Consider the following 12,770-nt stretch of genomic DNA (forward strand, 5'->3'; position numbering starts at 1 on the left):
GACCCCGATTTCACCGACGACGTCTCCGAGGGCTTCGAGGACGAGCTGTTCACCGCCTCCATCCCCCTGGTGCGCAGCGAGTCCAGCATCGACTGGGGCCGCCTGGAGTCCGCCGCTCGGGCGGCCATGACCCGCGCCTACGTCCCGTACTCCGGCTTCCCGGTGGGGGCGGCGGCCCTGGTGGAGGACGGGCGGATCGTGGCCGGCTGCAACATCGAGAACGCCTCCCTGGGGCTGACCCTGTGCGCCGAGTGCTCGTTGGTCTCCGAGCTGCACCGCACCGGGGGAGGGCGCCTGGTGGCGTTCTACTGCGTGGACGGACGCGGGGAGATCCTGATGCCCTGCGGCCGCTGCCGCCAGCTGCTCTACGAGTTCCATGCCCCCGGCATGAAGCTGATGAGCACCCAGGGCGTGAAGACCATGGACCAGATCCTGCCCCAGGCCTTCGGACCTGAGGACATGGCCGCCGCTGAGCAGCGCGGCCGCACCCAGACCTGACCCTGACTGTCCCCGAGAAAGGACACCACCCCCACATGAGCGCTCCCACGCACGAGCCCTTCGACGCGATCGAGATCATCCGCACCAAGCGCGACCGCCAGCAGCTGAGTCCGGAGCAGATCGACTGGGTGGTGGACGCCTACACGCGCGGGGTGGTGGCCGATGAGCAGATGGCCGCGCTGAACATGGCCATCCTGCTCAACGGGATGGAGCGGACGGAGATCGCCCGTTGGACCCAGGCGATGATCGCCTCGGGTGAGCGCCTGGACTTCTCCGGGCTGCGCTCTCCCGACGGCGTCACTCGCCCCACAGCGGACAAGCACTCCACCGGCGGCGTGGGTGACAAGATCACCCTGCCGTTGGCTCCGCTGGTGGCGGTGTACGGCGTGGCCGTCCCGCAGCTGTCCGGCCGCGGACTGGGTCACACCGGCGGCACCCTGGACAAGCTCGAGGCCATCCCCGGCTGGCAGGCGAACCTGACCAACCAGCAGATGATGGACCAGCTCTCGGAGATCGGTGCGGTCATCTGTGCCGCTGGGTCCGGACTGGCCCCGGCGGACAAGAAGCTCTACGCACTGCGTGATGTCACCGGCACGGTGGAGGCCATCCCGCTGATCGCCTCCTCGATCATGTCCAAGAAGATCGCCGAGGGCACCGGGACGCTGGTGCTGGACGTCAAGTGCGGATCCGGTGCGTTCATGAAGAACGAGCAGGACGCCCGCGAGCTGGCCCGCACCATGGTGGACCTGGGCCGGGACGCCGGAGTGAACACCACCGCGCTGCTGACCGACATGAGCACACCGCTGGGTCTGACCGCAGGCAACGCGATCGAGGTCGAGGAGTCCGTGGAGGTGCTGGCCGGCGGCGGTCCGGCCGACGTGGTGGAGCTGACCGTGGCCCTGGCCCGGGAGATGCTCGCCGGTGCCGGCATGACCGACCAGGACCCCGCCGAGGCCCTCAAGGACGGCCGCGCCATGGATGTCTGGCGCAAGATGATCTCCGCGCAGAGCGGCGACCCGGATGCGGCCCTGCCCCAGGCGAGGGAATCGCAGGTGGTGACGGCGCCGTCGTCGGGAATCCTGTCTCGCCTGGATGCCATGTCCGTCGGACTGGCCGCCTGGCGGCTGGGCGCAGGGCGGGCCCGCAAGGAGGACCCGGTGCAGGCCGGAGCGGGTGTGCGGATGCACGCCAAGCCGGGCGACACTGTGCAGCAGGGGCAGCCGCTGATGACCCTGCTGACCGACACCCCGGAGGCCTTCGACCGTGCGCTGGCAGCTCTGGAGGGCGGCTACGACATCTCCGCCGAGGGCTCGGACGAGGCGCGTGCCGCGCTCGAGCGTCCCCTGGTGATGGACCGGATCAGCTGACCGGACCGGGGACGGGACGCTGAACGGCCGGGGCCGGTGACGGGGGAGTGATGCACAGCAGATGATGGACCAGATCAAGGACGCCATCCTGCATGCCGCTGGGCAGTGGTGGGTGCTGCCGCTGACGTTCGTGCTGTGCGTGGTGGACGGGTTCTTCCCCGTGGTGCCCTCGGAGTCGGTGATCGTGGCGCTGGCCTCCATCTCCGGCGGCGGCGAGGGCGTCTCCTTGTGGCTGCTGTGGCTGGTGGGCGTGGCCGGGGCGATCATCGGCGACCAGATCGCGTACTCGATGGGGCGGCGGATCGGCACCGACCGGTTCCGCTGGATGCGCACCCGCACCGTCCAGCGCGCGGTCTCCTCCGCCCGGCACGCCCTGGAGTCCCACGGTGCGTTCGTGATCACCACCGCCCGGTTCATCCCCGGTGGGCGGGTGGCCGTGAACTACACCGCCGGGGCCACCCGCTTCCCCCGGAAGTGGTTCACCCTGCTGGACGTGATCGCCGCGATGATCTGGTCCGGCTACTCGATCGGGATCGGGCGGGCCACCGCGGGCTGGTTGGACAACCCGATCCTGCAGATCCTGGTGGCCGTGGTGGCCGCCGGGGTGATCGGCTGGATCATCGACGCCGTGCTCAAACGGATCTACGCGCGGGTGCTGCGCCGGGCCCAGGCCGCCAGCCCCGCACCGCCCCTGGTGGTGGACGGGGACGACGTAGACTCGCCCCGTGACTGAGACTTCGCCCCAGAACGCGCCCGAGAACCCGAACCACCTCACCGATGAGCTGAACGAGGAGCTGACCGAGAGCCCCTTCGGCTTCGACGCCCCCTCCCCCCTGGAGATCGACCTGGCCGCCCTGCCCAAGGTCAGCCTGCACGACCACCTGGACGGCGGACTGCGCCCGGCCACCGTGCTGGAGTTGGCCCAGCAGATCGGCCACGAGCTGCCCGCGGACAACGCCGACGACCTGGCCACCTGGTTCACCGAGTCCGCCAACGCCGGCACGCTGGAGCGCTACCTGGAGACCTTCGACCACACCATCGCGGTGATGCAGACCGCGGAGGGGCTGCGCCGGGTGGCCCGTGAGTTCGTGGAGGACCTGGTGGAGGACGGCGTGGTGTACGCCGAGATCCGCTGGGCCCCTGAGCAGCACCTGCAGCAGGGACTGTCCCTGGATGAGGCCGTGGAGGCGGTCCAGGCCGGACTGCAGGAGGGGATGGACGCGGCGGAGGCCGCCGGGACCGCCATCCAGACCGGCCAGCTGATCACCGCCATGCGCCACCTGGACCGCGCCCAGGAGATCGCCGAGCTGGCTGTGCGTCACCGCCACGCCGGCGTGGTCGGCTTCGACATCGCCGGCCCCGAGGCCGGGTTCCCGCCCAGCCGCTTCACCGAGGCCTTCACCTGGCTGGCCGCCCAGCACCTGCCCGCCACCGTGCACGCCGGCGAGTCCGACGGCGTAGCCTCCATCCAGGACGCGCTGCTCAACGGCCGCGCCCAGCGTCTGGGCCACGGCGTGCGGATCGCCGAGGACATCACCGTGGAGTTCGGCGGGACCGACGAGGACGGCCGGCCCCTGGGCGAGGACGTCGCCCTGGTGGACCTGGGCGAGACCGCCGCCTGGGTGCGCGACCGCGAGATCGCCCTGGAGGTCTGCCCGTCCTCCAACCTGCAGACCGGCGCCGTGGCGGCCTTCGGCCCGGACATCACCACCCACCCGATCGACATGCTCCACCAGCTGGGCTTCCGCATCACCGTCAACACGGACAACCGCCTGATGAGCGGGGTCTCCCTGACCGACGAGCTGTACCTGCTGGCCGAGACCTTCGACTACGATCTCGAGGACCTGCTGGACTTCCAGCTCAACGCCGTGGAGGCCTCCTTCCTGCCGCTCGAGGAGCGCGAGGCCCTGGCCGAGCTGATCGTGGAGTCCTGGGGCGATGTGATCGCCGGAGAGGACTTCGAGTCGAGCGTTCCGCGTCTGGCCGCCCTGCCGGACGAGGACTGACTGGCCGTTGCCGGAACGGACCGCGCATCAGCATGAGTGAACAGATGGACCGCCTGGTCTGGGTGGTGGCGCAGCTGCGGCAGCACTGCCCCTGGACCAGGCGGCTCACCCACCCGGTGCTCACCGAGTACCTGGTGGAGGAGTCCTACGAGGCGCTCGAGGTGATCGAGTCCCGCACCGCACCCTGGGACGCCTCCGCCGTGACCGACGGGGACGACGAACGCCTCCGCCTGGAGATGGGCGACGTCCTCTTCCAGGTGGTCCTGCACTCCGCGATCGCCTCCGGTCACGGCGGGTTCACGTTGGACACGGTGGCCGAGGCCATCACCGCCAAGATGATCCGCCGCAACCCGCACGTCTTCCACGCGGACGGCACCCTGCGCTCCGAGGAGGAGCTCGCCGCCGCGAGCATCGCGGACATCGAGAAGGCGTGGGAGCGGATCAAGGCCGAAGAGCGGGCGCGGGAGCCCGCCGCACCTGACTCGCCGTTCGCCTCCCTGCCCGCGCACCTGCCCGCTCTGGCCTCCGCCGGGAAGGTGGTGGACCGTGCCGCCCGGCAGGCGGTGGACCCGCTGCCCGAACCTGAGGCGCCGTCGTCGGGAAGCGCCGCAGAAGCCGACCGGCTGGAGCAGGCGCTGGCGGACGAGGAGGCCCTGGGGGCGGAGCTGTTCCGGCTGGTGCAGCTGGCCCGCCGGGCGGACCTGGACCCGGAACGGGCGCTGCGCCGCCATCTTGCGGCCCTGCGTCAGGGTCGGAGGTAGGCTGGCCGTGTCCAGCCATCAGCGCTGTCAGCTGGATCCACCTGCCTTCAAAGGAGACTGCACATGGCCTTGATCGACGCCATCCACGCCCGCGAGATCCTCGATTCCCGCGGCAACCCCACCGTCGAGGTGGAGGTGCTGCTGACGGACGGAGCCATGGGCCGCGCGGCGGTTCCCTCGGGCGCCTCCACGGGCGAGTTCGAGGCCGTCGAGCGCCGTGACGGAGACAAGAAGCGCTACCTGGGCAAGGGTGTGCAGGACGCGGTGACCGCCGTGATCGAGCAGATCGCCCCGGAGCTGGAGGGTGAGGACGCCACCGACCAGCGCCTGATCGACACCCTGATGCTGGACCTGGACGGGTCCGAGAACAAGGGCAAGCTCGGCGCCAACGCCATCCTGGGCGTCTCCCTGGCCGTGGCGGACGCCGCCTCGGCCTCCGCTGACCTGTCCCTGTTCAAGTACCTGGGCGGCCCCAACGCGCACGTGCTGCCGGTGCCGATGATGAACATCCTCAACGGTGGCGCGCACGCGGACTCCAACGTGGACATCCAGGAGTTCATGATCGCCCCCATCGGTGCGCCGAGCTTTCGTGAGGCCCTGCGCTGGGGTGCCGAGGTCTACCACACGCTCAAGAAGGTCCTGCAGGAGAAGGGTCTGGGCACCGGCCTGGGCGACGAGGGCGGCTTCGCCCCCTCCCTTCCCTCCAACCGCGAGGCCCTGGACCTGATCACCGAGGCGATCAAGAAGGCCGGCTACAAGCCCGGCACCGAGATCGCCCTGGCCCTGGACGTGGCCTCCTCCGAGTTCTGCCAGAAGGGCACGTACACCTTCGAGGGTCAGAAGCGCTCTGCGCAGGACATGGTGGCCTACTACACCGAGCTGGTGGACTCCTACCCGCTGGTCTCGATCGAGGACCCGCTGGACGAGAACGACTGGGACGGCTGGAAGGCCCTGACCGAGGCCCTGGGCGACCGCGTGCAGCTGGTGGGCGACGACCTGTTCGTCACCAACCCCGAGCGTCTGCAGCGCGGCATCGACGAGGCCTCCGGCAACGCCCTGCTGGTCAAGGTCAACCAGATCGGCTCGCTGACCGAGACCTTCGACGCCATCTCCCTGGCCCAGCGCCACACCTTCAACTGCATGATCTCGCACCGCTCCGGCGAGACCGAGGACACCTTCATCGCCGATCTGGCCGTGGCCACCAACGCCGGCCAGATCAAGACCGGTGCCCCCGCCCGCTCGGACCGGGTGGCCAAGTACAACCAGCTGCTGCGCATCGAGGAGGAGCTGGGCGACTCGGCGGTCTACGCTGGAGCGTCCGCCTTCCCACGGTTCACGAAGAAGAAGTGATCCTGCCCAGCTGAGGACCCGGCTCCGCCGGATTCCCGACGACGGCCCCGTCACCTCCCAGCACCACGCTGGCCGGTGCGGGGCCGTCGCTGTTGCCGCGATCTGTGATGCACCGTTCGACGGATCGGCAGGATCTGTTGCAGAGAGTGGCGAGGATTGGGCCGCAGACCGACGAGTCGTGCAACACGGCGGGGTTGAGCGGCGAACGGTGCAACTGAGATCTCTGCGCTGGGGTGCCGTGCCGCAGGGCCCTGCAGCGAGAGATGACATGCCCTTGTTCGGCGTCATAGGGCGCGCCCTCGGGGGGATCTGGGCGCCTCGGCACTACCGTGGTCAGTGACCCCACACCTGCTGCCCAGACGGAGGGATGCGCCATGGCCAGCCGCCGACCTCGAGTCCCTCGCTCTGCCATGAGCCGAGCCGCCGTCTCCGTGCCCTCCGGGCAGACCGAACTGGTCTCGGCCGCCGAGACCGCCGCTGAGACCGCCGCTGAGGCCGCCGCTGATCCGCAGGTGGCTCGGTCGGTCAGCCACGCAGGCTCCCACCCGGTGACCCGCCACTCGGCCAAGGTCATCCCGCTGGACTCCGCGCCCCGTCAGCAGTCCCGTCCTCGTCCCACCCCGGAGCAGCGCCGCGCCGCCGAACGCCGGGCACTGCTGGAGCGCTCCGTCCGTCCGCATGTCCCGTCGGCCGGCACCTCCGCTCGTCCGGAAGGGCCCGCAGGCCGTCCAGCCGGCGCCGAGCGCAAGGCCCCGGGCGCCGGTGGCGGCCGTCCGTCGTCGGGAGCCTCCCGCTCCACCGGCAGCGCCGCCCGTCCGCTGAAGCCCACCGGCATTCCGGCCACCCACGGCTCCACCGAGTCCGTGACCAAGGTGCTGCGTGCCCAGCAGCCTCGCACTCAGGCACCGGTCAAGCCGATCCCGGCCCGCAGCTTCTCCGGGCGCAGCATTGCGCTGCTGGTGGTCACCCTGGTGGCCGCCATCCTGGTGACACCCACCCTGCGGGTGTTCCTGAACCAGCAGGCCGAGCTGACCGGCGTGCAGACCGAGATCGAGCAGCAGCGTGAACTCCAGGGTGAACTGACCGCTCAGATCAAGCGCTGGGAGGACCCCGCCTACGTCCAGCAGCAGGCCCGGGACCGCCTGAACCTGGTCATGCCGGGGGAGAAGAAGTACATGGTGATCGGCGGTGAGGCGGCCCTGCCGGAGACCGCCGAGGCGGCGTCCGATCCCGGCGCCGTGAACCCGGATATGCCCTGGGCCGACGGTCTGTGGGATTCTGTGGTGCGGGCCGCGACCGACTGACCGGCCCTTCAGAGACCCTCGGAGGACCCGTGACGCAGCACCCCCAGACGACCGACGCCACCCCCACGCAGCAGGACCTGGACACCATCAGCCTGCAGCTGGGGCGCCCCGCACGGGACGTGGTGGAGATCGGTGCACGGTGCGTCTGCGGCAACCCGCTGGTGGCCACCACCGCCCCGCGCCTGTCCAACGGCATCCCGTTCCCCACCACCTTCTACCTCACCCACCCGGTGCTCACCGCCGCCGTGTCCCGGCTCGAGGCCGACGGCGTGATGGCCGAGATGTCCGAGCGGCTGCAGCAGGACGAGCAGCTGGCCTCCGCCTACCGGGGGGCGCATGAGGCGTACCTGCGTGAGAGGGATCGGATCGGCGAGGTCTCCGGAGTGGGCGAGGTGACCGAGATCCGCGGCATCTCCGCCGGCGGCATGCCCGAGCGCGTCAAGTGCCTGCACGTGCTGGTGGGTCACTCCCTGGCGGCCGGGCCCGGGGTGAACCAGCTGGGCGACGAGGCCCTGGAACGGATCTCCGAGTGGTGGACGAAGGACACCTGCCGCTGCGAGGGCGCCTGGGACCCGGAGGCACCGGTTCCGGCGCGCGATCTGAGCCGTCACGTCAAGCGGCTGGAGCGGCTGCGCGCCCAGACCGTGGCGGCCGTGGACTGCGGGACCAACTCGATCCGCCTGCTGGTGGCCCGTGCGGCGGAGGACGGGGATGCTGGATCAGGAGGCCAGTTCGAGGAGCTGGCCCGGGAGATGCGCGTGGTGCGGCTGGGCGAGGGCGTGGATGCCACCGGGCAGTTCGCCCCCGCCGCTCTGGAACGCACCTTCGCCGCGGCGGAGGAGTACGCCGCCGAGATCCAGCGGCTCCACGCCGGACGAGTGCGCTTCGTGGCCACCTCGGCCAGCCGCGACGTGTCCAACCGCGAGGTGTTCGTGGAGGGCATCCGGGAGCGCCTCGGTGCGGAGCCGGAGGTGATCAGCGGCCAGGAGGAGGCGGCACTGTCCTTCGCGGGGGCGGTCTCTGTGCTGGACGCCACGGACTGGGGTCCGAAGGACCAGGTGCTGGTGGTGGACATCGGCGGAGGCTCCACCGAGTTCGTGGTGGGCACCGTCACCGGTCCGGAGGGGCCGCAGGTGCGTGCCTCGATCAGCGTGGACATGGGCTGTGTGCGCTTCACCGAGCGCCACCTCACCGAGGATCCGCCCACAGCCGAGCAGATCGGTGCGGCCACAGCGGACATCGAGTCCATCCTGGACCGCGTGGAGCAGAGCGTCCCGCTGGACGGGGTGCGTGCGGTGGTGGGCGTGGCCGGTTCGGTGACCACCGTGACCGCGGCCGCACTGGAGCTGGAGGCCTACGAGCCGGACCGCATCCACGGGGCGCAGCTGGACCTCACCCGAGTGGACCAGACCGCACGGACCCTGCTGGCCGCCACCCGAGCCGAGCGGGCCGAGCTGCCCTTCATGCACCCCGGACGCGTGGACGTGATCGGGGCCGGAGCCCTGATCTGGACCACGCTGCTGCAACGGGTCCACCGGGCCACGGGTGCCGGCGTGACCACGGCCCTGACCTCGGAGCACGACATCCTGGACGGGATCGCGCTGTCGATCCTGCCGTGAGCAGTCACCTGGAGGGCCGGAGGCGGGGGAGGGCCCTCGTCGCCGCCCTGACCCTGAGCCTGCTGGCCGCGCCCGGGCTCGGCGTGACGGCCGTGGCCGCCCCGACCGAGCCGTCCACGCCGTCTCCGGCGCTGTCCACGGACACCGTCACGGAGCCGGAGGATCTCTGGCGGGGCCAGCAGTTCTGGCTCGAGGAGTACGGGTTCACCACCGCCTGGGAGCGGTCCCGCGGGGAGGGCGTGACCGTGGCGGTGATCGACACCGGGATCGACGGCACCCATCCGGACCTGACCGGTCAGGTGGTCGGTGGGACGGACGTCTCCGGTCTGGGCTCATCCTCCGGGGACCAGCCGATCGGGGAGGGCAGCGAGCACGGCACCCTGGTGGCCTCGGTGCTGGCCGGCCACGGACACGACCCGGGCGGGGAGCCCGGGCCGGGTGACGCTGGGATCCTGGGGGTCGCCCCGGAGGCCCAGTTGCTGTCCATCTCCGTGCACCTCGGTGATGACCGCCCGGGGGTGCCTCCGGCGGAGGAGCAGATCCCCCAGGCCGTGCGCTGGGCCGTGGACCAGGGGGCGGACATCATCAACATGTCCCTGGTCTCCACCCGCACGGACTGGCCGGAGAGCTGGGACGAGGCCTTCCTGTATGCCGAGCAGAACGACGTCCTGGTGGTGGCCGCGGCCGGCAACAGGGCCTCCGGCACCCACACGGCCGGAGCCCCGGCCACCATCCCGGGGGTGCTGACCGTGGCCGGGCTGGATGAACGAGGCCAGGCCAGCTGGGATGCCTCCACCCAGGGGATCAGCATCGGGGTCGCCGCACCGGCGGATCCGCTGGTCGGGGCCCTGCCCGGCGGGGGCCACGGCATCTGGAGCGGGACCTCCGGCGCGGCACCGCTGGTGGCCGGACTGGCCGCTCTGATCCGTTCGGCCGACCCGCAGATGCCGGCCCACCAGGTCATGCACCGGATCCGCGCCACCGCACGGGACGCCGGAGCACCGGGGGAGGACCCCGTCTACGGGCACGGGATCATCGACGCGGCCGCGGCCGTGACCGCCGAGATCCCCGCCGTCGAACGGGCCCCGCAGGACAGCCTGGCCGAATGGATCCGGGTCAACCGCCGTGCCTCGGTCGGCGAGCCCTCCCCGGGGACCACCCCTGCCGGCCCCGTGGCACCGGGTCGTCCCGTCGTCACTGCGGCACCCCAAGGCCAGCCCACCGCGCTCCCACCGGCCGCCGAGCCCGCAGATCCTGCGCCCGGTCTGGCGCCCGCCCTGCTGCTGGGCACCCTCCTGGCCGCCGCCGCCTCGGTGACGGCCGGCGTCGTGGTCTACCGGCGCAGCCGCCGCGACACCGCCTGACCTGCCCCGCACTTTGTGACTTTGTGAAAGATTTCACGTCATCTGTCCCGCCGACTACCCTGGACGGTATGGCACTTACCCCGCAACTGTCCCCGAAGCCCCGCGTCCTGATCGTCGGCGGCGGCTACGCCGGCCTCTACGTCGCCAAGAACCTCGAGAAGCAGGTCAAGGCGCGCGGCGGTGTGGTCACCATCGTCGACCCGCTGCCGTACATGACCTACCAGCCCTTCCTGCCAGAGGTCGTGGGCGGTCACATCGAGCCCCGCCACGCTGTGGTGGACCGCCGCACGCACCTGAAGGCCTCCGAGCACGTGATCGGCAAGGTCGTGAAGGTCGAGCACGCGCGCAAGACCGCCACGGTGCAGACCGAGGACGGCACCGAGTTCGAGATCCCGTACCAGGACATCGTGATGACCGCCGGTGCCACCACGCGCACCTTCCCCATCCCGGGTCTGGCTGAGGCCGGCATCGGCCTGAAGGCCATTGAGGAGGCCGAGGCCCTGCGCAACCAGATCCTGGAGCGCATCGAGGCCGCGTCCACCATGACCGACGCCGAGAAGAAGCGCCGTGCCCTGACCTTCGTGGTCGTGGGCGGAGGCTTCGCCGGCATCGAGACCATCGCGGAGATGGAGGACATCATCCGCGCCACCATCGCCAAGAACCCGCGCCTGGCCCAGTCTGATGCCCGCATCGTGCTGGTCGAGGCCATGGGCCGGATCATGCCGGAGGTCTCCGAGGACCAGGCACTGGGCGTGGTGGAGCACCTGAAGACCCGCGGCATCGAGGTCCTGCTGAACACCTCGCTCTCCAGCGCCGAGGGCAACTTCATGAAGCTGATCAACATGCAGGACAAGTCCGACGCCGGCGAGTTCTACGCCGACACCCTGGTCTGGACCGCCGGTGTGGCCGCCAACGGTGTGGCCAAGAAGACCGACTTCCCGGTGGAGGAGCGCGGCCGCATCGAGGTCACCCCCACCCTGCAGGTCTCCGACGGTGACGGTGGAGTGCTCGAGGGCGCCTGGGGCTGCGGCGACGTCTGCGCCGTCCCGGACCTGACCGGCGCTGGACCCGGCGGTTTCTGCGTCCCCAACGCCCAGCACGCGGGCCGTCAGGCCAAGCGTCTGGCCGCCAACCTGCTGGCCGTCCGCTTCGGCGAGGGCCCGGTGGAGGAGTACGTCCACAAGTCCCTGGGTGCCGTGGCCGGCTTCGGCGTGGGCAAGGGCGTGGGCAACCCGCTCGGTGTGAAGATCTCCGGTCTGCCGGCCTGGCTGGCGCACCGCGGATACCACGTGATGGCCATGCCGATGTTCGAGCGCAAGGCCCGCATCTTCACCGGCTGGCTCAACGAGCTGGTCTGGGGCCGGGACACCACCGCTGTGGAGAACCTGGACCGTCCGCACAACGCCTTCCTGGAGGCCGCCGGCGGCACCCCGCAGGTCGGTCGCTTCGAGAGCAAGAAGGCTCTGGCGAAGTGATCTGACACCAGACGCCCGACGACGGCCCGGTACCCTGAGGGGTGCCGGGCCGTTGCGCTGTGGTCACTCAGGGTGACGCACTGGTCCATGCCCCCGTAGCCCAATTGGCAGAGGCGGGCGACTTAAAATCGCTGTGTTGTGGGTTCGAGTCCCACCGGGGGCACCATGTTTGAAGGCCGCCACTCCCGCGAAATTCCGGGGGAGTAGCGGCCTTCGTCGGCTCTTGGATCGTGCGTTTGCCCACGTTTGTCCACAATCTGCTCCGAGACCACCTCATCCAGCCGGTCAGCGACGGCATTCAGGTCGTCATCGAAGAGGTCGGCGTAGATGTCCAGGGTCATGGCCGCAGAGCTGTGGCCGAGCATGCGCTGTACGGCCTTGACGTTCGCCCCGGCCGACACGGCGAACGATGCTGCCGTGTGCCGCAAATCGTGCGGCGTGACCCGTGGCGCCCCGGCATCCTGAAGGGCGGCCGCGAACCACGAGTCCCGGGCTCGAGTCTCCGCGTCCGCCCCGCCGCGGACTCGAGGCTGTCTTAAGAACTGGCCGTGGTGCCCCGGGAACACCAGATCATCAGGCCCCTTGCTCTCGCACAGCTTCGCCAAATGCTCCGCCAGGAATCGGGGGAATGGCACTGACCGCCGCTTGTGCCCCTTAGGCGTGCCCACCTCGAACACCCCCCGACCTCGACGGCGTTCCGCTCCACCAGGATCCGGCGACGCAGCATATCTAGATGCTTCACCTGGAGCCCCACCGCCTCACCCCACCGCAGACCGCAGTAGGCCAGCGTCAGGACCAGCACTGGGTGCTTGGAGGCCTCCGCGATGTCGTGCACTTGGCGGTGCGACAGATACACGTGCGCCTTCTTGCCCTTCCGGGGCAGTTTTACCCCGCGCGCGGGGTTCGACACCAGCCGACGATCGTCCACAGCGTCATCCAAGATGGCAGCCAGTACGCCGAACGCCCGGATCACCGTCGTCGCCCCGCGATCACGGCCCAGATCTGCGACCCACTGCTGTGTCCCGT

General features: G+C 70.5%; 12 protein-coding genes and 1 tRNA gene. 12 read left to right on the plus strand and 1 reads right to left on the minus strand.

Annotated features, from left to right (window positions below; translation table 11 throughout):
- Window positions 1-69: 69 nt before the first annotated feature.
- The 11 genes from ACEXHE_RS11650 to ACEXHE_RS11700 all read left to right on the plus strand — a co-directional run bounded on the left by ACEXHE_RS11650 (window position 70) and on the right by ACEXHE_RS11700 (window position 11,910).
- Complete coding sequence (locus ACEXHE_RS11650) at window positions 70-498, plus strand: cytidine deaminase (protein WP_356968565.1); 429 nt, start codon at window positions 70-72, stop codon at window positions 496-498.
- A gap of 35 nt (window positions 499-533) precedes the next feature.
- Window positions 534-1,865, plus strand: coding sequence for a thymidine phosphorylase (locus tag ACEXHE_RS11655; RefSeq protein ID WP_277245703.1), 1,332 nt, complete (start codon window positions 534-536; stop codon window positions 1,863-1,865).
- 61 nt (window positions 1,866-1,926) lie between these two features.
- Window positions 1,927-2,598, plus strand: coding sequence for a DedA family protein (locus ACEXHE_RS11660; protein ID WP_374785901.1), 672 nt, complete (start codon window positions 1,927-1,929; stop codon window positions 2,596-2,598).
- Between the two features lie 61 nt (window positions 2,599-2,659).
- A complete protein-coding gene (locus ACEXHE_RS11665) occupies window positions 2,660-3,871 on the plus strand; it encodes an adenosine deaminase (RefSeq protein WP_374785910.1) in 1,212 nt (403 codons plus the stop codon).
- A gap of 32 nt (window positions 3,872-3,903) precedes the next feature.
- On the plus strand, window positions 3,904-4,632 hold the full coding sequence (locus tag ACEXHE_RS11670; protein WP_374785902.1) for a MazG nucleotide pyrophosphohydrolase domain-containing protein: 729 nt from the start codon (window positions 3,904-3,906) through the stop codon (window positions 4,630-4,632).
- Between the two features lie 63 nt (window positions 4,633-4,695).
- Window positions 4,696-5,982: a phosphopyruvate hydratase gene (eno, locus tag ACEXHE_RS11675; protein WP_091697164.1), complete on the plus strand. Its 1,287-nt coding sequence runs from the start codon at window positions 4,696-4,698 to the stop codon at window positions 5,980-5,982.
- 410 nt (window positions 5,983-6,392) lie between these two features.
- Window positions 6,393-7,286, plus strand: coding sequence for a septum formation initiator family protein (locus ACEXHE_RS11680; protein WP_374785903.1), 894 nt, complete (start codon window positions 6,393-6,395; stop codon window positions 7,284-7,286).
- A gap of 29 nt (window positions 7,287-7,315) precedes the next feature.
- Window positions 7,316-8,905 (plus strand): DUF501 domain-containing protein, encoded by a 1,590-nt coding sequence (locus ACEXHE_RS11685; protein ID WP_374785904.1) that lies wholly within the window; start codon window positions 7,316-7,318, stop codon window positions 8,903-8,905.
- Entirely contained in the window at window positions 8,902-10,269 is a 1,368-nt protein-coding gene (locus ACEXHE_RS11690; protein WP_374785905.1) for a S8 family serine peptidase, read from the plus strand. The genes ACEXHE_RS11685 and ACEXHE_RS11690 overlap by 4 nt, the downstream gene beginning before the upstream one ends.
- A 68-nt stretch (window positions 10,270-10,337) precedes the next feature.
- Entirely contained in the window at window positions 10,338-11,744 is a 1,407-nt protein-coding gene (locus ACEXHE_RS11695) for an NAD(P)/FAD-dependent oxidoreductase (protein ID WP_374785906.1), read from the plus strand.
- 89 nt (window positions 11,745-11,833) lie between these two features.
- A tRNA-Leu gene (locus tag ACEXHE_RS11700) sits at window positions 11,834-11,910 on the plus strand.
- On the opposite strand, the gene ACEXHE_RS11705 is transcribed toward ACEXHE_RS11700, so the two are convergent.
- Window positions 11,867-12,421, minus strand: coding sequence for a tyrosine-type recombinase/integrase (locus ACEXHE_RS11705; RefSeq protein WP_374785911.1), 555 nt, complete (start codon window positions 12,419-12,421; stop codon window positions 11,867-11,869). The two genes, ACEXHE_RS11700 and ACEXHE_RS11705, sit on opposite strands and share 44 nt — an antisense overlap.
- A 56-nt stretch (window positions 12,422-12,477) precedes the next feature.
- Between ACEXHE_RS11705 and ACEXHE_RS11710 the strand changes: the two genes are divergently transcribed.
- Window positions 12,478-12,770: hypothetical protein (locus ACEXHE_RS11710; RefSeq protein WP_374785907.1), on the plus strand; the 293-nt coding region annotated here is incomplete at its 3' end.

It is taken from the genome of Micrococcus sp. IITD107, from assembly GCF_041927415.1.
Taxonomy (GTDB): domain Bacteria; phylum Actinomycetota; class Actinomycetes; order Actinomycetales; family Micrococcaceae; genus Citricoccus; species Citricoccus terreus.